The 23,840-nt window shown below is 63.8% G+C and carries 19 protein-coding genes and 1 tRNA gene; 19 read left to right on the top strand and 1 reads right to left on the bottom strand.

Annotation, left to right across the window (positions count from 1 at the left end):
• Positions 1 to 134: 134 nt before the first annotated feature.
• Entirely contained in the window at positions 135 to 3,605 is a 3,471-nt protein-coding gene (gene mfd, locus Q0Z94_RS06250; RefSeq protein ID WP_298068159.1) for a transcription-repair coupling factor, read from the bottom strand.
• A gap of 248 nt (positions 3,606 to 3,853) precedes the next feature.
• Between mfd and Q0Z94_RS06255 the strand changes: the two genes are divergently transcribed.
• From Q0Z94_RS06255 to Q0Z94_RS06345, 19 genes are all read left to right on the top strand, one after another.
• A complete protein-coding gene (locus Q0Z94_RS06255) occupies positions 3,854 to 4,612 on the top strand; it encodes a hypothetical protein (RefSeq protein ID WP_298068160.1) in 759 nt (252 codons plus the stop codon).
• An 80-nt stretch (positions 4,613 to 4,692) separates the two neighbouring features.
• A tRNA-Ser gene (locus tag Q0Z94_RS06260) sits at positions 4,693 to 4,787 on the top strand.
• A gap of 298 nt (positions 4,788 to 5,085) precedes the next feature.
• Positions 5,086 to 5,754, top strand: a complete 669-nt coding sequence (locus Q0Z94_RS06265; protein WP_298068161.1) for a site-2 protease family protein — start codon at positions 5,086 to 5,088, stop codon at positions 5,752 to 5,754.
• A 34-nt stretch (positions 5,755 to 5,788) separates the two neighbouring features.
• On the top strand, positions 5,789 to 6,781 hold the full coding sequence (trpS, locus tag Q0Z94_RS06270) for a tryptophan--tRNA ligase (protein ID WP_298068162.1): 993 nt from the start codon (positions 5,789 to 5,791) through the stop codon (positions 6,779 to 6,781).
• Positions 6,782 to 6,790: 9 nt separating this feature from the next.
• Complete coding sequence (locus Q0Z94_RS06275) at positions 6,791 to 7,927, top strand: ABC transporter permease (protein WP_298068163.1); 1,137 nt, start codon at positions 6,791 to 6,793, stop codon at positions 7,925 to 7,927.
• 29 nt (positions 7,928 to 7,956) lie between these two features.
• Entirely contained in the window at positions 7,957 to 8,721 is a 765-nt protein-coding gene (locus tag Q0Z94_RS06280; protein ID WP_298068177.1) for an ATP-binding cassette domain-containing protein, read from the top strand.
• Positions 8,718 to 9,719 (top strand): MlaD family protein, encoded by a 1,002-nt coding sequence (locus Q0Z94_RS06285; RefSeq protein WP_298068164.1) that lies wholly within the window; start codon positions 8,718 to 8,720, stop codon positions 9,717 to 9,719. The genes Q0Z94_RS06280 and Q0Z94_RS06285 overlap by 4 nt, the downstream gene beginning before the upstream one ends.
• Positions 9,716 to 10,312 (top strand): PqiC family protein, encoded by a 597-nt coding sequence (locus tag Q0Z94_RS06290; protein ID WP_298068165.1) that lies wholly within the window; start codon positions 9,716 to 9,718, stop codon positions 10,310 to 10,312. The genes Q0Z94_RS06285 and Q0Z94_RS06290 overlap by 4 nt, the downstream gene beginning before the upstream one ends.
• Before the next feature lie 308 nt (positions 10,313 to 10,620).
• The gene (gene ftsH / locus Q0Z94_RS06295; RefSeq protein WP_298068166.1) at positions 10,621 to 12,723 is read left to right on the top strand and encodes an ATP-dependent zinc metalloprotease FtsH; all 2,103 of its coding nucleotides are present in this window, start codon (positions 10,621 to 10,623) and stop codon (positions 12,721 to 12,723) included.
• Positions 12,720 to 13,625 (top strand): dihydropteroate synthase, encoded by a 906-nt coding sequence (gene folP / locus Q0Z94_RS06300; RefSeq protein WP_298068167.1) that lies wholly within the window; start codon positions 12,720 to 12,722, stop codon positions 13,623 to 13,625. The genes ftsH and folP overlap by 4 nt, the downstream gene beginning before the upstream one ends.
• Position 13,626: 1 nt before the next feature.
• A complete protein-coding gene (gene cdaA, locus Q0Z94_RS06305; RefSeq protein ID WP_298068168.1) occupies positions 13,627 to 14,376 on the top strand; it encodes a diadenylate cyclase CdaA in 750 nt (249 codons plus the stop codon).
• Positions 14,360 to 15,550: a CdaR family protein gene (locus Q0Z94_RS06310; protein WP_298068169.1), complete on the top strand. Its 1,191-nt coding sequence runs from the start codon at positions 14,360 to 14,362 to the stop codon at positions 15,548 to 15,550. Before cdaA ends, Q0Z94_RS06310 begins: the two co-directional genes overlap by 17 nt.
• Entirely contained in the window at positions 15,547 to 16,899 is a 1,353-nt protein-coding gene (glmM, locus tag Q0Z94_RS06315) for a phosphoglucosamine mutase (RefSeq protein ID WP_298068170.1), read from the top strand. The genes Q0Z94_RS06310 and glmM overlap by 4 nt, the downstream gene beginning before the upstream one ends.
• Positions 16,900 to 16,924: 25 nt before the next feature.
• Positions 16,925 to 18,367, top strand: coding sequence for an RNA polymerase factor sigma-54 (gene rpoN / locus Q0Z94_RS06320; protein WP_298068171.1), 1,443 nt, complete (start codon positions 16,925 to 16,927; stop codon positions 18,365 to 18,367).
• Between the two features lie 508 nt (positions 18,368 to 18,875).
• Positions 18,876 to 20,018: an ABC transporter substrate-binding protein gene (locus tag Q0Z94_RS06325; RefSeq protein WP_298068172.1), complete on the top strand. Its 1,143-nt coding sequence runs from the start codon at positions 18,876 to 18,878 to the stop codon at positions 20,016 to 20,018.
• Between the two features lie 117 nt (positions 20,019 to 20,135).
• Positions 20,136 to 21,029, top strand: coding sequence for a branched-chain amino acid ABC transporter permease (locus Q0Z94_RS06330; RefSeq protein WP_298068173.1), 894 nt, complete (start codon positions 20,136 to 20,138; stop codon positions 21,027 to 21,029).
• Entirely contained in the window at positions 21,029 to 22,138 is a 1,110-nt protein-coding gene (locus tag Q0Z94_RS06335; RefSeq protein ID WP_298068174.1) for a branched-chain amino acid ABC transporter permease, read from the top strand. The genes Q0Z94_RS06330 and Q0Z94_RS06335 overlap by 1 nt, the downstream gene beginning before the upstream one ends.
• Entirely contained in the window at positions 22,135 to 22,920 is a 786-nt protein-coding gene (locus Q0Z94_RS06340; RefSeq protein WP_298068175.1) for an ABC transporter ATP-binding protein, read from the top strand. The genes Q0Z94_RS06335 and Q0Z94_RS06340 overlap by 4 nt, the downstream gene beginning before the upstream one ends.
• A complete protein-coding gene (locus tag Q0Z94_RS06345) occupies positions 22,907 to 23,629 on the top strand; it encodes an ABC transporter ATP-binding protein (RefSeq protein WP_298068176.1) in 723 nt (240 codons plus the stop codon). Before Q0Z94_RS06340 ends, Q0Z94_RS06345 begins: the two co-directional genes overlap by 14 nt.
• Positions 23,630 to 23,840: the final 211 nt, after the last annotated feature.

Genomic DNA, 23,840 nt, shown 5'->3' on the forward strand with positions numbered 1-23,840 from the left:
CTTCCCTAACCGCCGGAGCGGGGTAAGTCGGCGCGGTGCGTGCGCCGCTGATAGCGAGCTTGCCGCGCGCAATCGGGCTTTGCCCGCTCAAGCATCCTTGCGGTAAGCGAGCGGGGAAATGCGGATGCCTTTCCTTACCGCAGGGTATCCAGCAGGCGGCGGACCTCGTCCACGCGTGCCGCAGGAGAAAGGGTTTCGTCCAGGGACGCTTCCAGCGTGGCCGGAGGCTGAAGCCTGACGCGCTCCCGATGTGCCATGACCAGGCGCACAATGTCCTGCGGCTGCACACACTTCTGCCCTTTGGCCCAGATGATGCGCACACGCCCGGCGTCGATGTCGGCCCGCGCTGCGCCGAGAGCGTTCACGCTGCTTTTAAAGGCGAGAACGGCCAGAAAGGTTTCCAGAACTTCCGGAAAGGCGCCGAAACGGTCGCGCAGTTCCATTTCCACGGCTTCCCGGGCCGCGGCGTCCGTGGCGGAAGTCAGCATTTTGTAATACTTCAGGCGTTCGCGGGCGTCCTCGATGTAGGTATCGGGAATGTAGGCGGGAATGTTGAGATTGATCTCGGTGTCCGTGCGCAGCAGGTCTTCCTCGCCCTTGAGTTTGGCCACGGCTTCTTCCAGCATCTCCAGATAAAGATCCAGTCCCACGCGGGCCATGTGCCCGGACTGCGCCTCGCCGAGGATATTGCCCGCCCCGCGCAGACGCAGATCCTCCATGGCCACCTGAAAGCCTGCGCCAAGGTAGTCCATTTCCAGAATGATGCTCAGGCGTTCGCGGGCCAGTTTGGGCAGATGTTCCGCGTCGGAGACCACGAACACGGCGTAGGCCTGCCGGTCCGAACGCCCTACCCTGCCCCGGAGCTGGTAGAGCTGCCCCAGTCCGAACATCTGCGCCTGATCCACGATGAGCGTGTTGGCACGGGGAAAGTCCAGGCCGGATTCCACGATGGCCGTACACACGAGGATGTCAAGCTCGCCGCGCCAGAAGCGGTGCATGGTCTCCTCAAGTTCCTTTTCGGCCATCTGACCATGCGCCATGCCCACGCGGGCTGCGGGAACCAGCTCCTTTACCATGTCTCTGGTGCCGGACAGCGTCTGCACACGGTTGTGGACGAAGAAGACCTGCCCCTGGCGGTCAAGCTCGCGCTCCATGATCTGGCGCAGCGCCCCGCGGTCCCTGTCGATGATGGCCGTGGCCACGGGCTTGCGGTCAGCAGGCGCCGTTTCCAGCACGGACAGATCCCGTATGCCCGACATGGAGAGCTGAAGTGTGCGCGGTATGGGCGTGGCCGTGAGGGTGAGGGCGTCCACACTGCGCTTCAGCTCCTTGAGCTTTTCCTTGTGCCGCACGCCGAAGCGCTGTTCTTCATCCAGAATGAGCAGCCCCAGATTGGGCAGCTTTACGTCCCTGGACAGCAGGCGGTGCGTACCGATGAGGATGTCGATCTGCCCCCGGGCCGCCGCCTCCAGCGTCTCCTTCTGGCGCGCTCTGGGCACGAAGCGGCTGAGCAGGCCCACGTTGACGGGAAAGCTCGCCAGCCGGGAACGGAAGGTCTGGTAGTGCTGCTCTGCAAGAACCGTGGTGGGACAGAGCAGCGCCACCTGACAGCCGTCGCAGGCGGCGCGGAAGGCGGCGCGCAGGGCCACTTCCGTCTTGCCGAAGCCCACATCTCCGCAGATGAGCCGGTCCATGGGCACGGGCTTTTCCATGTCCGCGAGAACTTCCTGAATGGCGCGGGCCTGATCCGGCGTCTCCTCAAAGCCGAAGGTGGCTTCAAATTCGTGGTACATCTCGCCCACGGGAGAATAGGAAAAGCCCTTGGCCACCTTGCGCCAGGCGTACATCTGCATGAGGTCGGCGGCCACCTTCTCCACGGCCTTGCGCGCCTTTTCGCGGCTGGTGGTCCAGGACGTGCCGCCCAGGCGGTCAAGAGCCGGAGGCGGTCCGTCACCCTTGAATTTCTGCACCACGGACAGGCGGTCTACCGGCAGGTACAGCCGCGCGCCTTCCGCGTATTCCAGCAGCAGATAGTCGTTTTCCACACCCTCGGCGCCGGGGCGCATACGTTTGAGTCCGCCGAAGCGCCCCACGCCGTAATCGCGGTGCACCAGCAGATCGCCGGGCTGAAGGCCGGCGTAGTCCTCCATGCCGCGGAAGGCCCCGGACGCCACACGGCGCGAAGTCTCGGCGCGGGGCTGGAGCAGCTCTTCCCCCAGAACCAGACAGCCGTCCCAGACCATGTCCGCGCCCTGACGGAAGGGCGCCACCACCGCAAACAGCCCGCGGCCTTCGGGATCGTAGCGCAGGCAGGGCAGAAGCCCGTCCTGTTCGGCCAGCTTGAGAAATTTTCTGCGGCCGCGCTCGGAAGCGAAGGCCAGCACCACCTGCCGGTGTTCGGCCATCCAGCGCCGTATGCCGGCCACGAGCTGCTGCCAGGGGCGATCCTGCTCGGAAATTTCGGGGAAGAGGTCGCGGTAGCTGTGGAAGGCGCGTTCCTGCATGTCCACGCCCTGGTTCTCCATGCCCACGAGCAGAGGCTCGGCGTAGAGCCGCGGCCGTGCCTCGAGGCTGGAAAGGGCGCGTCCGGCGTCGCGCACGGCCAGATGCGCGGGCTGGATCAGGCTGGTCTCTTCCGACTGCTTCCGCAGATGCCCGCGCCACTCGCGTTCGCTCTCATCAAGGGCTTCCCGCAGTTCGCCTTCGCCGGGCAGAAAATACAGGGTGTCCGCGGGAAGCCAGGCCTCCAGCGAGACGGCGTTCTCATGGACGCAGCCCGGCAGAAGCCGGAAATCCCCCTGCTCCAGAGCGCGATCCAGCGAGGTCCGGGACAGCTCGGCCAGTGCTCCGCGCGCGGTCAGCTCCTGCCAGTGACGGCGCACGCCCCTGAGCCAGTCCGCGCCCGCACGCAGCGGCGTCACGGGCAAAAGCGTCACTTCCTCGAGCTGCCCCGCGGAACGCTGGGTGGAGAAGTCAAAGACCCGTATGCCGTCCACCGTGTCCCCGAAAAATTCCAGGCGCAGCGGGCGTTCGTAGCCGGGAGGGAGCACGTCGAAAATGTCGCCGCGGCGGGCCATGTCGCCGGCGCGGGCCACCAGGGGCACACGTTCGTAGCCCCATTCCGTGAGCTGATCCAGCAAAAGTTCGGGGGAGATTTCCTCACCCTGGCGCACCGTGAGTTCCCGGCCATCCAGGATGTCCGGCGGAGGAAGCCGCGGCACAAGGTTATCCGCCGTGAAGATAAGCCCTTTGGCCGTGCCAAGGCGCAGGGCGTACAGCACGGCCATGCGCACGGCCCAGCCCTCGCGGTTCAGGCTGCGCGGCGTGAACGGCGGCAGGCACACCCACGGCCGCTCCCACAGCGGGACTTCCGCGGCGCGCTCTCCCTGCGGGGCCTGGGGGCGCCCCACAGACCATTCCGGAGTGAAGAGTGTGGTCAGTCCGCGCATGGCGGAAAGCGCGTCCCGGCTGCGCACGGCTATGGCCGCACGCCGTCCGCCGCGCACGGCTTCCACCGCAAGGCGGGCCAGCGTCGCCGGGCCGGAACGGCTGATGCGGAGGGGGGCGCCCTCTTCCATTCGATGCAGGATAACGTCTTTGTCCATAGGCTTTCTGCCGCACAGCGGCGGAGACTCTTGCGCGGCGGCACTTCCTTTTACCAGCAACGCCCCTCCCCTGCAAGCGGGGCGCCTCGCGGAAAAGAGAAGAAAAACAGAAAGACGGTTTACCGTTTCTTCTCTCTTTCCCACAGGCCGGGGTGCAAGAAAAGGCTTGACGGGTGCGGTAAAAATCCTTTTCATGACAGAGCGCCCCTGCGCGCCGTGCAGCATCCGCATTTTTCAAGAGGCTCGCCATGATCACGCAATGGTCACTTGTCATCTTTACCGTGTTTTCCCAGCTTGCCACGGGACTGGCCCTGTTCTCCTGGTGGAAGGACTCCCGCGACCATGAGCGCCATACCCGGGCGGCATGGAAGCTGGCCGCCGTCTGCGCCCTCGCCGCGCTCATCGCCAGCGCCGTGGACGCCTGCGGCCTTGCCCAGGGACCCCTGCTCACCGCCCAGACCGGCTGCCTGCTCCTTTTTGCGGGCGCGGCAGCCGCCGTGCGCAAACCAGTCTGCGGCCTTGTCGCCCTGCTCGCCGGGACAATCTGCGTGCTGAGCCAGGCCCTTGCCGCCGTGCCCGGAAGCCTGCTGAGCGTTTCCGGCGTCTTTCCCTTCGCGCTGTTCCTGTTCTGCACCATCGCGCTGGGCGCGTCCTTCTCCCAGCTCGTGCGCCTCGGCGAACCGGAAGACCCCGCCGTGCGCTGCGGCCGCTTCGCCCTGCCTCTGCGCGTCAGCCTGTGGCTCATGCTCATCCTCACGGCGCTCGCTCCGTGCATCGTCTGGGACGATCCCTTCATGCGGCGTTCCGCCTTCTTCTGGATGCAAACCCAGCTTTACTGGATGGGCGTGATCTTCAGCGGCGTGGTCATCGGCCTCGCGCACATGGGCCGCGTTACACTGAACGTTCAGGCGCTGGTGGCCTTTGTCAGCGTCTTCGGGCTGCGCACGGCCTTCTACGCCGACAGCGTCCACGGAGCCATTGACCTGAGCACACTGTACATGCACTGAGGGCAGTGCGGATTTTTGGGAACAGTACGCTTGACAAAGCGCCCTGAGACAGCTATATCCGGCGTGTGCATACGCACTGCGGAGAGATGTCCGAGCCGGCCGAAGGAGCTCGCCTGCTAAGCGAGTATACGGGCATAAACCTGTATCGAGGGTTCAAATCCCTCTCTCTCCGCCACAAGAAAAATTTTTTGAGTCCTTTTGAGTGTGTCACCGCTTGAACGGACTTATTTTTTTGAAAAAACGTTGTTCTCTGCCACGCTGCGGCACGGCCAGGAAGAAGACAGAATCCTTCAGGGCGTGGTTGGGACCGTACCTAGCCGCCGGAGGCGCGGCGCGTGCGCCGCTGATAGCGGGCAGATAGCGGTGGCGGCGTGTTCGTCAGGCTCCGCCTGTGAACATGGTTACGCCGCCGGACGAAGGTCCAGGGCAATGCCTTCTTGCGGTTCATGGCCATCTGTGATAGCCCAAGGCCTATGGATACGTTTACCCTTTCCGAAAGCGTCTCGCGCTTTACCGCGGCCTTCTTCCCCGTACTTCTCGGCAGCGTGCTGCACGAAGTCGCGCACGGCTGGGCGGCCTGGAAAAGCGGCGACCCCACGGCCATGAGGGCCGGCCGGCTGACCCTGAATCCCCTGCCGCACATCGCCCCCGTGGGGATCGGGGTGTTCGTGTTCACCGCCCTGTTCTCGCCCTTTGTCTTCGGCTGGGCCAAACCCGTTCCCGTCAACCCGCGCTATTTCCGCAATCCGCGCCGGGACATGCTCCTCGTCTCCGCCGCCGGGCCGCTCACCAATGCCGCTCTGGCGCTCGTCTTCGCCCTGTGTCTGCGGCTCCTGATCTTCCTGCCCCCGGAAACACTCTCCGGCACCGCCGCGGGAAGATATTTCCTCCAGATGTTCCAGATCGGGATCACGGCAAATTTCACCCTGGCCTGGTTCAACCTTCTGCCCATTCCCCCGCTGGACGGCGGGCACATCGTGGAAGCCCTGCTGCCCTCCCCGCTCAACCGGCAGTACGCATCCCTCTCGCGCTACGGCTTCCTGCTGCTCATCCTGCTCATCGCCAGCGACGCGCTGAGCCATGTGCTCGCACCGCTCATCCGCTGGTCGTGGCAGGCGGCGCTGTGGCTCGTTGGCATTTGAAACTTCCCACCTTCCACCTTCAGGAGAAACGCCCATGCAGGCGAAGGAACGTACACTCTCGGGCATGAGGCCCACCGGCTCTCTGCACATCGGTCACTACTTCGGCGCACTCAGGAACTGGGTGGCCATGCAGGAAACCTGCGACTGCTTCTTCTTCGTGGCCGACTGGCACGCCCTGACCAGCAACTACGCCGACACCGCGCCCCTGCCCGGCTTCGTGCGCGACATGGTGGTGGACTGGATGTCCACCGGGCTTGACCCGGAAAAATGCTCCATCTACCGCCAGTCCGATATCAGGGAAACCGCGGAGCTGCACCTGCTGCTCTCCATGATCACGCCCCTTGGCTGGCTGGAGCGCTGCCCCACCTACAAGGAACAGCTCCAGAACATCACGGACAAGGATCTCGGCAACTACGGCTTCCTCGGCTATCCCGTACTCATGACCGCGGACATCATTCAGCACCGGCCGCACTGGGTTCCCGGGGGGCAGGATCAGCTCCCGCACCTTGAGCAGGCCCGCGAAATCGTGCGCCGCTTCAACGGCATGTACGGCGTGGAAGTCTTCCCCGAACCCGAGGCCAAGCTCACTCCCGCGGCCCGCTGCCCCGGGCTGGACGGCCGCAAGATGTCCAAGAGCTACGGCAACGGCATCTTCCTGCGCGACACGATGGAGGAACTGACTCCCAAGATCCGGGGCATGTTCACCGACCCCGCCCGCCTGCGCAAGAGCGACCCGGGCAACCCCGATGTGTGCAACCTCTTCCCCTACCACAAGCTCCTTGCCGATGAGGAGACGCAGGCCGAAATCCGCGCCGCCTGCACCAGCGCCGGCATGGGCTGCGTGGCCTGCAAGAAGATCTTTCTCGAAAATCTCCAGAAATTCCTCAACCCCATCCGCGAGCGCCGGGAAGCCATCCTGGCTCAGCCCGGCCTCGTGGACGACGTTCTCGCCGCGGGCGGGGACAAAGCCGCGGCCTCGGTGTCCGAAACCATGCGACTGGTGCGGGCCGCCATGCACATGGACTAGGCGGAAGCCGTGGATCCAGCCTTCGCCATAGCAGCGGAACAGGGTGTCCTCATCGTCAGCGCCTCCGGGGAAAACCGGACGGGCGGCGCGCTTTCCGACCGCGCCCGCGCCGGCAACACGGCGAAGGTTCTGAAGTCCCTGGACGCCCCGGGCCTCACCGCCGTGCGCTTCCTTGCGCCCGGACTGGACGCCTGGGATCCCCTGCTGCTGGCGCGGCTGCTCAGCGTGGCGCGGGAAGCCGAAGCCCGCGGGCTCAGTGTGGACGCCTCCGGTCTGCCTCACGGCATGGGCCGCGTCCTCGATATGGCGCTGGCCGTGCCGCCGCAGAACGCCGGAGGCCGGGCGGAAGAGCCGGGCTTCCTTGAAACCGTGGGCGAAAAGGCCCTGGCCTGGCCGAAAATTGCGTCAGCCGTTCTGGACTTCCTCGGTGCCATAACCCAGAGTCTGGCCCGGCTGCTTGCGGGGCGCGCTTCGGTCAGTTCCCGCGATGTCTGGGCCGTGTTCCGCGAATGCGGCGTGGACGCCCTGCCCATTGTCACCCTTACCAGTCTGCTGCTCGGACTCATCCTGGCCTTTGTCAGCTCCATGCAGCTCAAGCTCTTCGGCGCGGAAGTCTATGTCGCCTCGCTGGTCAGCGTGTCCATGGTGCGCGTCATGGGTCCTGTGCTCACGGGCATAGTGCTGGCCGGGCGCACCGGCGCTTCCTTTGCCGCCGTCATCGGCAGTATGCAGGTCAACGAGGAAGTGGACGCGCTCCAGAGCTTCGGCATACGCCCCGTGGACTTCCTCGTCCTGCCGCGGGTGCTGGGCATGGTTCTCATGACGCCCCTGCTCACCGTGTACGCCGATGTTGCGGGCATAAGCGGCGGCTTTCTCGTGGGCGCGCTCATGCTGGACATCGCCCCGGCCGTGTACATCGAGAACGCCCTCTCCTTCCTCAGCCTCAGCTATCTGTGGATCGGGCTGTTCCACGCGCTGGTCTTCGGCTTCATCATCTCCTTCGCCGGATGCTACGAGGGCATGAACTGCGAACGCAACGCCGCCGCCGTGGGCCGCGCCGCCACCGCCGCGGTGGTCAATTCCATCGTGGGCATCATCGTGGCCACCTCCATCATCACCGTCATCCTCACGGAGATCGGCCTGTGAGCCTTGCAGAACGCCGGAACGCCCCGCAGATTGCGCCGGATGCGGCGGTCACGGCCGCCGGTGTGACCGTGGCCTACGGCACACGGGTGATTCAGCGCGGTCTGGACTTTACCGTGCACAAGGGCGACATCTTCATCATCATGGGCGGTTCGGGCTGCGGCAAAAGCTCGCTTCTGCGCGTGCTCATGGGGCTTGTCCCGCCCGCGCAAGGCACGGTGTATTACGGAAACCGCGACTTCTGGGGCGGAGACTCCGCAGAACGGGACGCCGTCATGCGGCGCACGGGCGTGATGTTCCAGAGCGGCGCCCTGTGGAGTTCGCGCACACTGGCGGAAAACGTGGCCCTGCCGCTGGAATATTACACCGATCTTTCCCCTGCCAGCATCCGCGACATCGCCCGCTTCAAGCTGGCGCAGGTGGGGCTGGCGGGCTTCGAGGACTTCTATCCCTCGGAGATCAGCGGCGGCATGAAGAAACGCGCAGGACTGGCCCGCGCTCTGGCACTGGACCCGGAAATCGTGTACTTCGATGAGCCTTCGGCGGGTCTCGACCCCGTGAGCGCCGCCAGGCTGGACGAACTTCTGCTCCAGCTCCGCGACACCCTGGGCATGACCGTGATCGTGGTCACGCACGAACTGGCCAGCATCTTCGCCATCGCCAATAATTCCGTGTTTCTGGATGCCAAAACCAAAACCATGACCGCCCGCGGCGACCCGCACGACCTGCTTCGCCACGGGCCGGAAGAAGTCGTGGAATTTCTGACGCGCGGCAAAGGCCGCGGGAGCGCATCATGACCGAAAAAAACACCAGGACGTTCATCGGAGCCTTTGTACTGGGAGCCGTGGCCCTGCTCGCCGTCTTTGTTGTTCTGCTCGGCTCCGGCGTACTCAGCGGCGTGAAGCCGACCTTCGTCCTCTATTTCAACACCTCGCTCAAGGGACTCACCCAAGGCTCGCCCGTGTACTTCAAGGGCATCCGCGTGGGTTCGGTAAAGAGCATACAGATCCGGCCCGACCTCGAAACCATGCAGTTTGCCACCCCCGTGGTCATCGAAATCGAAAAGGACAAGGCCATTGCGCTTTCCGACGGCAGGGACACGGACGTCTTCAACAACGCGGAGGCCATCTACCGGCTCATCGAAAAGGGACTGCGCGCCCGCCTCAGCCTGACCAGCATCCTCACCGGACAGCTCTGCGTGGAACTGGACATCCTGGCCAATGCCGCGCCCGTGGATCTGGCCGCGCTCAAGCCCTACCGCGGTTCGCCCCAGATTCCCACCCAGCTCTCCTCGCTGAACGCCGCGCTGGACACCCTCGAAGGCCTCCCCATCCAGGAAGTGCTCTACGACATGGTGGGCAGCATCCGCAGCGTGAGCAAGCAGCTCCAGGCCATGGACGTGAACCGCCTCATGGAAAGCATACGCAGCCTGAGCGATGAGGCCCGCCTGCGCCTCGGCGAACTCGCCGGACTCAAGGAAAGCACGGACGCCGTCCTCTCCGCCTACGCCGGGCTTGCCCTGTCCGCAAAGGACGATCTGCACAGCACCCTGACCCGCGCCGAACGCACCCTCGCCCGCATCGACGCGCTGACGGACGTGTCCGCCGGCACCATGACCGCCATGCGCGAAAGCGCCGGAAACGCCTCCTCGCTGTTCAGGGCGGATTCCGCCGTCGTGGTGGAATTCAGCCAGACCATGCAGGCCCTGCGCAAGGCAGCCCAGGCGCTGGACAATCTCGCCGTGCTGCTGGAACTCAAACCTGACGCACTCATCTTCGGGAGGGACAAACCATGAAAGCCCGCGCCCCGCTCCTCTCTCTCGCCCTTGCCCTGAGCCTTGCGGCCTGCGCCCCGTCCGGCCCGAATCCCCGCTACTATGTGCTCTCCGGCCCGGCCGCGCCCGCGTCTTCCGCAGTCTCCGGCCCGCGCCTCGGCGTCCTGCCCGTGACCATGCCCGGCTACCTCGACCAACCCCAGTTGGTCACCCGCGACGCAAACGGCGTCGGCATCCATGTGGACGCCTTCTCGCGCTGGGGAGAAGAACTCAGTCTCGGCGTGTCCCGCCTGCTCTGTGAAAGCCTCGCCGCCCACGGACGGCCCGCGGTCAGCCTGCGCACGGGAGCACGCACGGAAGAACGGCTGGTGGTGGAAGTGCTGCGCTTCGACGGCACGCCCGGCGGCTCGGCTACGCTGGACGCTCTCTGGACGCTCCAGCGCCGCGGCAGGATTCTGGCCAGCGGCCGCACCGTCCTTGAGGAAGCCGCGGGAAAAGACACGGAAAGCCTGATCCAGGCCCAGTCGAAGCTGGTGTTCCGGCTCGGCTCAGCTCTCGCAGAGGCTCTGCCCCCGGCCCTGCCCGCGGAAACGGACGAAGACAGGCGGCGCTGAAGCTCTGTCCCGGACGGTTGCCCTTCCTGCCCCTTCCGCGGCTGTCTTCTCCCAAGGAGCCTTGCACTCACCCTGGCACACGGGCCTTGCCCGCGCCCGTCTTCTGCCGTGCCCTTATCCCGCGCTTTTGCCGAAAATTTTTTCCGGCCGCCAAAAAGCGGGCCTGTGACATTGCCAAAACGGGCGGCAGGCATTACACATAAGAAAGCGCAGGGCAAACGGCCGCACCGTCCTTCTTCTTCCTCCTGCCGGAGCGCGCCGGCCCTGCGCTGCCCTGACACGTCAGCACAAGCAGCCCGGAGGCAGCTTTGAATCAATTTTCACGCAACTTTCTTCTGTGGGCCATCATCGCCGTGGCCATGGTCTCCCTGTTCAGCATGTTCAGCGAGACGCCCAGCCAGCAGAACGGCGTTTCGTACAGCGCCTTTCTGTCTCAGGTAGACAGCGGCGATGTGCGCGAGGTTTCCATCCAGGGGCGCAGCATCCGCGTCCACACCATGGACGGCCGTTCCTACCAGACTTACTCTCCCAATGACGCCAACATGATACAGCGCCTGCTGGACAAGGGTGTCGTTGTGACGGCCGAACCTCCGGAAGAAACGCCTCTGGCCATGTCCGTGCTCATTTCCTGGTTCCCCATGCTGCTGCTCATCGCCGTCTGGGTCTTCTTCGCCCGGCAGATGCAGGCAGGCGGCGGCAAGGCCATGACCTTCGGCCGTTCCCGCGCCCGGATGCAGGATCAGAATCAGACGAACCGCGTCACCTTTGCCGATGTAGCCGGCGTGGACGAGGCCAAGGAAGAACTTGCGGAAGTCGTTGAATTTCTTTCCAATCCCCGCAAATTCACGCGCCTTGGCGGGCGCATCCCCAAGGGCGTCCTGCTCGTCGGGCCTCCCGGCACCGGCAAAACCCTGCTGGCCCGCGCCGTGGCCGGGGAAGCCGGCGTCCCCTTCTTCTCCATCTCCGGTTCCGACTTCGTGGAAATGTTCGTGGGTGTGGGCGCTTCCCGTGTGCGCGACCTCTTCGCTCAGGGCAAGAAGAACGCCCCCTGCCTGATCTTCATCGATGAAATCGACGCCGTGGGCCGTCAGCGCGGCGCCGGCCTGGGCGGCGGCCACGACGAGCGCGAACAGACGCTGAACCAGCTCCTCGTGGAGATGGACGGCTTTGAATCCAACGAGGGCGTCATCCTCATCGCGGCCACCAACCGCCCGGACGTGCTCGACCCGGCGCTGCTCCGCCCCGGACGCTTCGACCGTCAGGTGGTGGTCTCCACGCCCGATCTGCGCGGCAGGGAACGCATCCTTGAAGTCCACACGCGGCGCACGCCGCTGGCCAAGGATGTGAACATCGACATACTTGCCAAGGGCACGCCCGGCTTCTCCGGCGCCGACCTGGAAAATCTGGTGAACGAGGCCGCGCTTCAGGCCGCCAAGCTGAACCGTGACAACCTGACCATGGCGGACTTCGAATACGCCAAGGACAAGGTGCTCATGGGCAAGGAACGCCGCAGCCTCATCCTGAGCGATGAGGAGAAGAAGATCACCGCCTACCACGAGGCCGGACACGCACTCACGGCCAAGCTGCTGCCCGGCGCCGACCCCGTCCACAAGGTGACGATCATTCCCCGCGGCCGCGCCATGGGCGTGACCATGCAGCTTCCCAACGAAGACCGCCACGGCTATTCCCGCACCTTCCTGTGCAACAATCTCGTGGTGCTTCTGGGCGGCCGCGTGGCCGAAGAGCTGATCTTCGGCGACATCACCACCGGCGCAGGCAACGACATCGACCGCGCCACCAAGATGGCCCGGAAGATGGTCTGCGAATGGGGCATGAGCGAGAAGATCGGACCCCAGACCGTGGGCGAACATGAAGAGGAAGTCTTCCTCGGCCGTGAATGGGGCCACACCAGTGCCGTGAGCGACGACATGGCGCGCATGGTGGACGCCGAGATTAAAGCCCTCATCGGCGAGGCCCGTGAACGCTGCCGCGCCCTGCTCACGGAACACATGGACAGCCTGCACGCCATAGCCCGCGCCCTGCTCGAGCGCGAGACCATCAGCGGCGACGACATCGACATGCTCATGCGCGGCGAGTCCCTGCCTCCCTTTCACATGGGAGAAAAGGACGGCGATGGATTTCAGGTGGAAGAGGTCGGGGAGGAGGAAAATACCCAGGAGGAATTTCAGGTGGAAGAGATCGGGGGAGGGGAAAACGTCTCTGAGGACGCCCCCGCAGAGATCGTTCCCTCCGACGGGCAGAATGCCGCGGGCACTGCGCCGGACGCGTCCAAAGAAGGCATGAGGAACGCCGCTCCAGCTCCGGAAGACCAACCAACCATCCTGCAGCAGTCGTCCCTGAAGCACGGCTCTTACAGGCAGGGCGGCACAAAAAACGGAGACGGCGAATGAGGGATCCGGTCTGGACGCTGCGCCGCGGGGGCTTTACGCCCCTGCCCCCTGAACGTCAGGGCGGTACGCCCTCACGCTTCACGCTGTGGGGCATCGTCAACGTCACGCCCGATTCCTTTTTCGACGGCGGCAGGCACGAAACCTGCGCCGAGGCCCTGGCCCATGCCGTGAAACTCCTTGCGGACGGCGCGCGCATCCTTGATCTTGGCGGCGCGTCCTCCCGCCCCGGCGCGGCGGATGTGCCCGCGGAGGAAGAAGCCCGCCGCGTGCTGCCCCTTGTCCGGGAACTTGCCGGACGCCGGGGCGAGGATCCCGGCATTCCTGCGGAAACACTCCTTTCCGTGGACACCTGGCGCGCCTCTGTGGCCGAAGCCGCGCTTGACGCGGGAGCGGACATCATCAACGACATTTCCGGCTGCGCCTGGGAGCCGCGGCTGCGCGAAATCGTGTCCTCCTTCCGCCCGGGCTATGTGCTCATGCACTGCCTGCCCGGGACAACGCCGGGAACCATGCAGCGCGATCCCAGGTACGCCAACGTGGTGGACGAGGTGGCCCGCTTCTTTGAAAGCTCCATGGCTGCGCTGGTACGGGCGGGCCTTCCCGAAGAGAACATCATCCTTGATCCGGGCATCGGCTTCGGCAAGACAGCCGCGCACAACGCTTCCCTGCTTGCCGGCATGGAACGCTTTCAGGCACTGGGGCGGCCGGTTCTCCTCGGCGTCTCCCAAAAAAGCCTGTTCGGAACGCTGCTGGGGCTGGAGACGGGCGAACGCGGCGAGGCTACCAGCGTCTGCACCGCACTCCTTGCGGCCCGCGGCGTGAGCCATCACCGCGTCCACGATGTGGCTGCGGCCCGCCGCGCCCTTGTGCTGGCCGAACATTTCACCCCCTGGAGGAACTGAAATGTTTTCGCTGGGGCAGCTCACGTTCGGATGGCGGGATCTTCTGGACATACTCATCGTGTCCACGCTCTGCTACTACGGCATCCGCTTTGTGCGCGGCACCCGCGCCGTGGCCGCCCTGAACGGGCTTTTCGTGCTGCTGGCCCTGTATGCGGCGGCACAGATGCTCGGCCTGTTCACCCTGGTCTGGCTGCTTCAGAACGTGTTCAGCTCCCTCTTCCTCGTGGTGGTCATCCTCTTCCACACGGACATCCGTCAGGCTCTCTCCAACATGAACCTGCGTATGCTCTTCCGCCGGCACTCGAACACGCGCCTCGGCATCATCGACACCCTCAGCGAAACGGCCTCCGCCCTGGCCGCAAAGCACATCGGCGCAATCATCGTCATCGAGCGCAGCGTTTCTCTGGGCGACATGATGGAAAAAGGCGTCGGCATTGACGCCGTGGTCTCTCAGGATCTGCTCGCCACCATCTTTTTCCCGAACACGGCCCTGCACGACGGCGCGGTGATCATCGGCAGGGACAACCGCATCAAGGCCGCGGGCTGCGTCCTGCCCCTGGCCAACGTTGCCCGCCAGCACTTCGGGACCAGGCACCGCGCCGCCCTCGGCATTTCCGAAGCCAGCGACGCCGTGGCCATTGTGGTTTCCGAAGAACGCGGAGAAGTGACCATAGCTCAGGACGGGCGCCTCTCCAATCCCCTGAACCAGGAACGCCTGAAACGGATACTGACCAATGCCCTCAGCCAGTAGTTCACGTCTGCAGAACGTGCTCTTTGCCCTGCTCTCCTTCGTCCTTGCGACGGGGCTGTGGTATTTTGTGGTTGGGCGCGACCATGTGGAGACGCAGATGACCGTGCGCGTGGAATACCGCGGTCTGCCGGAGGGACTGGTCATCCGGGACGGCATCGTCACGCAGCTCACCGTACACCTGCGCGGTTCGGCGGAACTTCTGCGCAACCTCCACTCGCGGGACATCGTGTTCACGGTCGATCTCTCGGGCGTGAAGCGCGGGGCCAATTCCGTTCCCCTGCACCTCAGCAGCATCCCGGACTTCAAGGCCTTTGAAATTCTCGAAGTGGCGCCCAGCCGGCTGGTGCTGGAAGTAGACGCCCTCACGGAGCGGGTCGTGCCGCTGGAGCACCACCTGCTGCCTCTGCCCGCGGCGTCACCCTACCTCATTATCAACACGGTGCTCGAACCTTCCGTGGTGACGGTGCGCGGCCCGGAATCCCAGGTCAATCCGCTGAAGCGTCTCTCCGTGCTCTACGATCCCACCAAGAACGCCAGCGAGGGCCTGCACGAAGCCAACGTGGCCATCATGGCTCCCGCGCAGGTGGAAGTCACACCGCCCGTCACCACCCTGCGCTACACCATGGAGCCGAAAACCGCGGACATCCAGCTCGAACGCCATGTCGAACTCAGTGAAGCTCTCGGCAATGTGGAAGCCGCTCCCGCAGAGGCGGAAGTCTCTCTTGCCGTGCCCGAAGCCATGGCACAGGACAGGGAATATCTGAACGCCGTCCACGTTCAGGCCCGGCCGCAGACAGATCTCGAACCCGGCAAGCCCACGGAGGTTTCCCTCATTGTTCTTCTGCCCTCAGGCTCAAGACTGATCAGCGTGGAACCTGTCAAGGTGACGCTGACGCTTCGGGAGGAAGAGGAAGAATCGCGCCAGGCCGCAGATTCGAACTACGTCCTGCGTATGCCCGCGTCCAGCCTCCGCCTCCCCAGCGCGCCGCTGCCTCTGAACTTTTCCCTGGACGAGCTTGGTCTGCCGCAGACGCTCCTGCCTCAGCCCGGCGAACTCAAATTTCAGCCCGTGCCGTCAGCGCCCAGCCTTGAGCCGTCTCTCTTGGCGCCCGCAGTAACGGACAGCTCCAGCCAAACTCCCTCAGGGGACGAAAACGAACAGGACAAGCCATGAACGAACGCCTCTTTGGAACGGACGGACTGCGCGGCCGCGTGAATACCTATCCCCTCACCCCGGACATGGCTCTGCGTCTGGGGCTGGCCGCAGGCACGGTGTTCCGCTCCGATGAATGCCGCCGCAAGGTGATCATCGGCAAGGACACGCGGCTTTCCGGCTACATGTTCGAATCGGCGCTCACCGCCGGCCTGTGCGCCATGGGTATGGACGTCTATCAGGTGGGTCCGCTGCCCACTCCGGCCATAGCCTTTCTCACACGGAACATGCGCGCGGATTTCGGCGTGGTCATCTCCGCCTCGCACAATCCCTTCCACGACAACGGCATCAAGTTTTTCGACAAGGAGGGCTTCAAGCTGCCCGATGAGATGGAAGACCGCATGTCCGCGCTCATTCTGGACAGGGAACACGTCTGGGACTATCCCGTTCCCGAAAAGGTGGGCCGTGCCTACCGCATTGTGGACGCTTCGGGCCGCTACATCGTCTACCTTAAGAGCAGCTTCCCGCAGGAACTCAAGCTGGACGGCCTGCGCGTGGTCATAGACTGCGCAAACGGAGCGAACTACAAGGTCGCCCCCCTGGCCCTGGAAGAACTGGGTGCGGAAGTCTTTCGTCTGGGCACGTCTCCCGACGGCCTGAACATCAACTACCAGTGCGGTTCTCTGCATCCCGAATCCATGAAGGCCCGTGTGCGCGAGGTACGCGCCGACGTTGGTCTCGCCCTGGACGGCGATGCCGACAGGCTCATTGTCTGCGATGAAAAGGGGCGTCTGCTCGACGGCGACCAGATACTCGCCGTGTGCGCCGAAGACCTCATGAAGAAGGGGCGTCTGCGCAACAATCTCCTCGTGGGCACGGTGATGAGCAATATGGCTCTTGAAGCGTTCATGAAGGAACGCGGCGGCCGGCTCCTGCGCACCGATGTGGGCGACCGCTACGTCATCGAGTCCATGCGCCGGCACGATGCCTCCCTGGGCGGAGAACAGTCCGGACATCTCATCTTCCGCGACTACAGCACCACGGGCGACGGCCTGCTGGCCGCCCTTCAGCTCCTGCGCATCATGCGCGAGACCGGCCGCCCGCTCTCCGAACTGGCCGGCCGCCTCAAGCCCTATCCGCAGGTGCTGGTCAATGTGCGCGTGACCCGCAAGACGCCCTTCGAGCAGTGCGAAAAGCTCATGGAGATCAAAAAAGCCACGGAAGATACCCTTGGCGAACGCGGCCGCGTCCTGCTCCGCTACTCCGGCACGGAAAACCTGTGCCGCGTCATGGTGGAGGGCGAAGACGAGGAGTTTGTCCGCAGGGCCGCGCGGGAAATCGCGGACACGGCCGCCCGGGAACTGCGCTGAACGCAGGAAACAGAAGGGGCGCATCATGGCTTTCGAGATCAAACAGCAGATCAGGCTGAACCAGCAGCTTCGCATGACGCCCATGCTGAAGCAGGCCATCAATCTGCTGCTCTTTTCCCGGCAGGAACTCGTGGAGGCCGTGCGCCAGGAACTTCTGGAAAATCCCTTCCTTGAAGAACGGGAGAGCGAAAACGACACCGCGGCGCAGGAGATACGTCCCCCCTCGGAAAACGAACAGCAGGAGTCGGCCTACCCCCGAGATGAACTGGTGGAAAATGCGGACTGGGAAGCCTATCTCGGAGAATTTTCCAGCCAGTCCCGCACGGCACAGCAGGAATACGAATCCGCCGAAGAGGACGGCAACCCGCTGGAAACCTGCCACGCCGCCGAACCCGGTCTGGAAGCGCACCTCATGGGGCAGCTCTTGCTCTCCTCCCTCAGCAAAAGACAAAAATGCATCGGGGAATGCATCATCGGCAATCTCGACGACTCCGGATATCTCACGGCCTCCGACGCCGAAATTGCCCGCCTCGCGGACGTGGATGAAGCGGAAGTCCCGCCGGTGCTGCACGCCATCCAGAACTTCGACCCCGTGGGCGTGGCCGCGCGCACGCTCTCGGAATGCCTGCTCATCCAGCTGCGCGCCCGCAGGGACGACCGCGACCCCATTCTCGTCAATCTGGTGGAAAACCACCTGGAAGACCTGGAAAAACAGCGCTACAAGCCCCTTGCCCGCCTTTTCCGCATCGACATGGAGACGCTGAAGGAATACCTCGCCATCATCCAGAGCCTGGAACCGCGCCCGGGCGGAAGTCTGGCCGCGGATCCCACGGCCTTCATCCAGCCCGACGTCTTTGTCTACCGCGTGAGCGGCGACTTTGTGGTGGTGATGAACGATGAAGACCTGCCCGCCCTCAGAATTTCGCCCATGGCCGAGGAACTTTCCACACGGCAGAATCAGCGTTCGGATGCGGAAAAGGAATACCTTGCCGACCGCCTGCGCTCTGCCGTGTGGATGATGCGCAGCCTTGAGGAACGCCGCCGCACCCTCTATCAGGTGACGGAAAGTCTGGTACGGCATCAGCGGGAATTTTTCGAAGAAGGCGTGTACAAGCTCAAGCCCCTGGTTCTCAAGGATATTGCCCAGGACATCGGACGCAGTGAGTCCAGCATCAGCCGCATCACCACCAATAAATATGTGGGCACCGAGTACGGCATTTTTGAATTGAAATACTTTTTCAACAGCGGTGTTTCCGCGAAGAACGGCGATCAGCTGGGTTCGGAAAGCGTGAAGGCGCACATCCGTGCCCTCATAGAAAAGGAAGACAGTGCCAGACCTCTGTCCGACGAGGAACTGAGCGCGAGGCTCAAGGACAGCCTCGGCCTCAGGATCGCCCGGCGCACCGTGGCCAAGTACCGTGAGGAACAGGGCATTCCCTCCTCCTCAAGACGCCGGAAGCACCTGTAAACCAGTTTTGCCGCTCGTAGAAGCTCATTGAAATCCTTTTTCAAGAGTGTTCCTTCCGCGCAAAACCGCAGCTCCATCCCTTTCCCTTCGCCCTGTTTCCGCTGTTTTTCTGTCCTGCCGCGGCCCGTCTCTTCGGTTCCCAGCCGTCTGCCTCGTTTTCCCGTATTTGTCTCTCCCCTTCCCTCATCCACGCCTTTCCCTTCCCGCTTCCTCGCGTCCGCAGTCTTTGCCGAAAGCAGAAGCTCGTTGAAATCCTTTTTCAAGAACGGCGTTTCCGCGCAAAACCGCAGCCCCGCCCCTTTCCCTTCGCTCTGTTTCCGCTGTTTTTCTGTCCTGCCGTACCGGTGTCTTCCTGCGTCCGCCCCTGCCGCGCCGCCTCTTCCTCAGTCCTCCAGAAAAAACCGACTTTCCGCGCCTCCATGATTGCGCAATGGCCTGACTTTTTATAGGATGGGTGGGGAATCATTCCCTGGAACGTCAATTTCTGTGATCTGGAGGATAATCCGTCATGAAAGTTTCCCATGCGCTCGCATCCCTAGCCCTCGCCGTCGCAGCCCTCGGTCTGGCCGCGCCGTCCGCCCTTGCCGCCGAACCCGTCAAAATCGGCGTCTATCTGCCCCTCACCGGCCAGAACGCCTTCGGCGGACAGCTTGAGCTGAACGGCGTCAAGCTGGCTCATCAGGCTCATCCCACCGTCCTCGGCCGCGACGTGGAACTCGTCGTGGTGGACAACAAGTCCGATAAGGTCGAGGCCGCCAACGCCGTGAAACGCCTCATCGAGCGCGACAAGGTCTCCGTCTACATCGGCACCTACGGGTCCTCCCTGGCCATGGCCGGCGGCGAAGTGGGCGAAAAGGCCGGCGTCCCGGGCGTGGGCACGTCCTGCACCAACCCGCTGGTCACGCAGGGCAAGAAGTATTACTTCCGCGCCTGCTTCATCGATCCCTATCAGGGCGCGGCCGCCGCTGCCTACGCCTTCAAGAATCTGGGCATGAAGAAGGCCGCCATCCTCATGGACGTGGCCAACGACTATTCCGTGGGCCTGTGCAGCTTCTTCAAGCGCTCCTACAAGAAGCTCGGCGGCGAGATCGTGGCCGACCTCAAATACAACTCCGGCGATCAGGACTTCACCGCCCAGCTCACCGAAATCATCAACAAGAAGCCCGACATCGTGTTCATGCCCGCCTACTTCGCCGAAGGCGCCATCATCATGAAGCAGGCCAGAGAACTCGGCGGCACCTTCACCATGATGGGCGCCGACGCCATGGATAACCCCGACACCCTCAAGATCGGCGGCAAGGCCGTGGAAGGCTTCCTGCACACCACCTTCCCCTATGACGTGGCCATGCCCAACATGAGCGAAGCTGCCAAGGCGTTCACCGCCGACTGGAAGGCCACCTTCCCCACTCAGGATCCCAACGTGAACTCCGCCCTCGGCTACGTCTGCTACAACCTCATTCTCGACGCCATCACCCGCGCCGGCTCCGATGATCCCGCGGCCATCACCAAGGCCCTCGCCGAAACCAAGGATCTGCCCACGCCGCTGGGTTCCCTCAGCATCAACGCCACCCATGACGCCGAACTGCCCGTCGGCATCATCCAGTACAAGGACGGAAAGCGCCAGTACATCGGCGAAGCCATCGCCGAATAGCCCTTTCTGATCCCTTCTTCCGCGACCGGAGGCCCGCCCCTCCGGTCCCGGACTTGTTTAACCGCCTTCGGGCGCCCCTGCGGTAAGGCTCGTCCCCGCTCCGCCAAGGTTCTGCGTATGACTCTGGAACTCTTTCTCCAGCATTTCTTCAATGCCCTGACCCTGGGTTCGCTCTACGGGCTGATCGCCATCGGCTACACCATGGTCTACGGCATACTCAGGCTGATCAACTTCGCGCACGGCGATATTCTCATGCTCGGCGCCTACTTTGTCTTTTACGGCACGACGCTGTTCTGCCTGCCCTGGCCCGTCGCCGTGGTCGTCGCCATCCTGGGTTCCGCGCTCCTCGGCGTGCTCATGGACAAGATCGCCTACCGGCCCCTGCGCTCCGCCCCCCGCATCTCCGCGCTCATCAGCGCCATCGCCGTGTCCTTCTTCCTGGAAAGTCTGGCCGTGGTGGTCTTCACCGGTCTGCCCCGCCCCGTGCATCAGCCCGAATGGCTGGTGAGCATCATCACCATCGGCGGCGCGCGCCTCATGCCCCTCACCCTCCTCGTGCCCGGCGTCACCGCCGTGCTCGTGGCCGCGCTGCTCTATGTGGTCTACCACACCAAGCCCGGCCTCGCCATGCAGGCCATCTCCAAGGACATCGAAACCACCCGTATGCTGGGCGTGTCCGTGGACAAGATCATCGCCCTCACCTTTGCCATCGGTTCCGCGCTGGCCGCGGCTTCGGGCATCATGTGGGCGCTGCGCTACCCGCAGATCAATCCCTACATGGGCGTGTTCCCCGGCTTCAAGGCCTTCATCGCCGCGGTCTTCGGCGGCATCGGTTCCATCCAGGGGGCCGTGGTCGGCGGCCTGATCCTCGGCTTCATCGAGATCATGACCGTGGCCTTCTTCCCCGAACTCTCGGGCTACCGCGACGCCTTCGCCTTCATCCTGCTTGTTGTCGTACTCCTCGTGAAGCCCACCGGCCTCTTCGGTGAAAAGCAGGAGGAAAAAATCTGATGAACGCCAAGCCTGCCTTCAACAAACGCGATGCGGCCCTCACGGCCCTGGCTCTCGCCGTCCTCTACCTCTTCCTCTGGTGGGCCGACGGCAGCATGGCCGGCGCCCTGTCCTGGTCCTTCCTGCCCTCGCCCCTCAACGGCTACGAAATCCAGATCCTCAATCTGGTGGCCGTGTACGGCATACTCGCCATCTCCCTGAACATCATCTACGGCTTCACAGGCATGTTCTCCCTGGGACACGCCGGCTTCATGGCCATCGGTGCCTACGTCTCCGCCCTCTGCGTACTCTCGCCCGAACAGAAGGAAATCATGTGGATCATCGACGAGATCCTGCCGCCGCTCGCCGCTCTGCATACGCCCTTCTGGTTCTCCGTCATTCTGGGCGGTGTTGTCGCCACTATCTTCGCCCTGTTCATCGGCATCCCCGTGCTGCGGCTCGGCGGCGACTACCTGGGCATCGCCACCCTCGGCTTCTCCGAAATCATCCGTGTGCTCATCGTGAACGCCACGCCCATCACCAACGGCTCCCTGGGCATCAAGGGCATTCCCTGCTACACGGACCTGTTCACCAGCTTCACCTGGCTCATCATCGTCATCTTCTGCACCGTGCGGCTCCTGAACAGCAACTTCGGCAACGTGCTCAAGGCCGTGCGCGATGACGAAATCGCCGCGCAGGTCATGGGCATCAACGTCTTCCACGCCAAGCTGTTCTCCTTCTGCCTCGGCGCCTTCCTCGCCGGAGCGGGCGGCGCACTGCTCGGCAACCTGCTCACCACCATCGACCCGAAAATGTTCACCTTCCTGCTCACCTACAACATCCTCATGATCGTTGTGGCGGGCGGCCTCGGCTCCATCACCGGCTCCATCATCGGCAGCGTCATCATCACCGTGCTGCTGGAATGGCTGCGCGTGGTGGAAGAGCCTCTCGACCTGGGCTTCATCCACATCCCCGGCATTCCCGGTATGCGCATGGTGGTCTTCTCGGTCTGCCTGCTCATCATCATCCTCTACCGCCGCGAAGGCATCATGGGCATGAGGGAAATCACCTGGAACAGCATCGGACGCTGGTTCTCCAGTCTGGGCCAGAGCAAGGAGGACAAGGCATGAGCAGGAACCTCGTTGAACTCAGGGAAGTGACCATGCGCTTCGGCGGCGTCACCGCCATCGAAAACCTGAACATGGCCCTGCCGGAACGCGGCATCGCCGGACTTATCGGGCCTAACGGCGCGGGCAAAACCACGGTCTTCAACGTCATCACCGGCTTCTACAAGCCCACGGAAGGCCATGTGCGCTTCAAGGACAGAGACATCACCGGACTGAAAACCCATGAAATCTGCTCCCTCGGGCTGGCCCGGACCTTCCAGAACATCCGCCTCTTCTACAACGAAACGGCACTGGAAAACGTCATGATCGGCCGCCATGTGCGCCGTACTCACCGCTGGTGGGAAACCGTGCTCGGGCTCTCCGGTGCGCGCCAGGAGGAAAGAGACATCCGCGCCAAGGCGGAACAGCTTCTCGACCGCATCGGCCTTTCGGCCTACAGCGGCGAAAAGGCTTCCTCCCTGCCCTACGGAGCGCAGCGCCGCCTCGAAATCGCCCGCGCCCTCGCCACGGAGCCGGAATTTCTGCTCCTCGATGAACCCGCAGCAGGCATGAACCCCCAGGAAAGTCTCGAACTCATGAACTTCATCCGTCAGATCCGCGATGAATTCGACCTGACGATCCTGCTCATCGAACACGATATGAAGGTGGTCATGGGCGTGTGCGAACACATCTGGGTGCTGGAATACGGCAAGCTCATCGCCGAAGGCGACGCCGCGGCCATCCGCTCCAACCCCCGCGTCATTGAAGCCTATCTGGGCGAGGATGTGAACAATGCTGCAGATTAACGACCTCCATGTACACTACGGCGGTATCCACGCCGTCAAGGGCGTGTCCCTGAACATCCCCCGCGGCAGTATCGTCACCCTCATCGGGGCCAACGGCGCGGGCAAGAGCAGCATCATCCGCTCCATCGCGGGACTCGTCCGCGATGTCAAGGGCAGTATCAGCCTTACCCGCAGGGAAGGCCACCCGGCCGTCGAACTCATCGGCAAGCCCGCCGAAGACATGGTGCGCAACGGCATAGCCCTCAGTCCCGAAGGACGGCGCATACTTCCCCACCTCACCGTGGCCGAAAACCTCGAACTCGGCGCCTGGTGCCGCAGCGACCGCGACGGCATCGAAAACGACAAGGAACGCGTCTACCGCCTCTTCCCCCGCCTCAAGGAACGCCACTGGCAAAAAGGCGGCACCCTCTCCGGCGGCGAACAGCAAATGCTCGCCGTGGGCCGCGCCCTCATGAGCCAGCCCGACCTCATCATGCTCGATGAACCCTCCCTCGGCCTGGCTCCCATCCTGGTCAAGGAAATCTTCGACATCATCCGCAGGATCAACGAAGACGGAAAAACCGTCCTCCTCGTGGAACAAAATGCCTTCGCCGCCCTCTCCATCGCCGACTACGCCTATATCCTCGAAGTCGGCAGCGTCGTCCTCCAGGGCCCGGGCAAGGAAATGCTCCATAACCCCAAAGTCCGCGAAGCCTACCTCGGCGGGTAGAGAGAGGAAGAAAAGGCAGGAAAGGCATCTTGCATTTTCTATCGAAAATGCGCGAAGAACGCCGAACTTCCAGTTCGGCAAAGACACCCTTCGGCCACGTCTGACGGGATCGCGCCTCGTGCAGCTTCGCTGCCCTCGGCCGCGCTCCGCGTGTCCTTACTTCCGCTCCTCGCCCGCCTCCATGCCGGCTTTCCAGCCGGCGCGGGGTCGT

It is taken from the genome of uncultured Mailhella sp. (assembly GCF_947631555.1).
GTDB lineage: Bacteria > Desulfobacterota > Desulfovibrionia > Desulfovibrionales > Desulfovibrionaceae > Mailhella.

Bases quoted from the DNA above. Each gene is read 5' to 3' on its own strand.
- mfd (WP_298068159.1), bottom strand. From the start codon at position 3,605: ATGGACAAAGACGTTATCCTGCATCGAATGGAAGAGGGCGCCCCCCTC.
- Q0Z94_RS06255 (WP_298068160.1), top strand. From the start codon at position 3,854: ATGATCACGCAATGGTCACTTGTCATCTTTACCGTGTTTTCCCAGCTT.
- Q0Z94_RS06265 (WP_298068161.1), top strand. From the start codon at position 5,086: ATGGATACGTTTACCCTTTCCGAAAGCGTCTCGCGCTTTACCGCGGCC.
- trpS (WP_298068162.1), top strand. From the start codon at position 5,789: ATGCAGGCGAAGGAACGTACACTCTCGGGCATGAGGCCCACCGGCTCT.
- Q0Z94_RS06285 (WP_298068164.1), top strand. From the start codon at position 8,718: ATGACCGAAAAAAACACCAGGACGTTCATCGGAGCCTTTGTACTGGGA.
- Q0Z94_RS06290 (WP_298068165.1), top strand. From the start codon at position 9,716: ATGAAAGCCCGCGCCCCGCTCCTCTCTCTCGCCCTTGCCCTGAGCCTT.
- folP (WP_298068167.1), top strand. From the start codon at position 12,720: ATGAGGGATCCGGTCTGGACGCTGCGCCGCGGGGGCTTTACGCCCCTG.
- cdaA (WP_298068168.1), top strand. From the start codon at position 13,627: ATGTTTTCGCTGGGGCAGCTCACGTTCGGATGGCGGGATCTTCTGGAC.
- Q0Z94_RS06310 (WP_298068169.1), top strand. From the start codon at position 14,360: ATGCCCTCAGCCAGTAGTTCACGTCTGCAGAACGTGCTCTTTGCCCTG.
- glmM (WP_298068170.1), top strand. From the start codon at position 15,547: ATGAACGAACGCCTCTTTGGAACGGACGGACTGCGCGGCCGCGTGAAT.
- rpoN (WP_298068171.1), top strand. From the start codon at position 16,925: ATGGCTTTCGAGATCAAACAGCAGATCAGGCTGAACCAGCAGCTTCGC.
- Q0Z94_RS06325 (WP_298068172.1), top strand. From the start codon at position 18,876: ATGAAAGTTTCCCATGCGCTCGCATCCCTAGCCCTCGCCGTCGCAGCC.
- Q0Z94_RS06330 (WP_298068173.1), top strand. From the start codon at position 20,136: ATGACTCTGGAACTCTTTCTCCAGCATTTCTTCAATGCCCTGACCCTG.
- Q0Z94_RS06335 (WP_298068174.1), top strand. From the start codon at position 21,029: ATGAACGCCAAGCCTGCCTTCAACAAACGCGATGCGGCCCTCACGGCC.
- Q0Z94_RS06340 (WP_298068175.1), top strand. From the start codon at position 22,135: ATGAGCAGGAACCTCGTTGAACTCAGGGAAGTGACCATGCGCTTCGGC.
- Q0Z94_RS06345 (WP_298068176.1), top strand. From the start codon at position 22,907: ATGCTGCAGATTAACGACCTCCATGTACACTACGGCGGTATCCACGCC.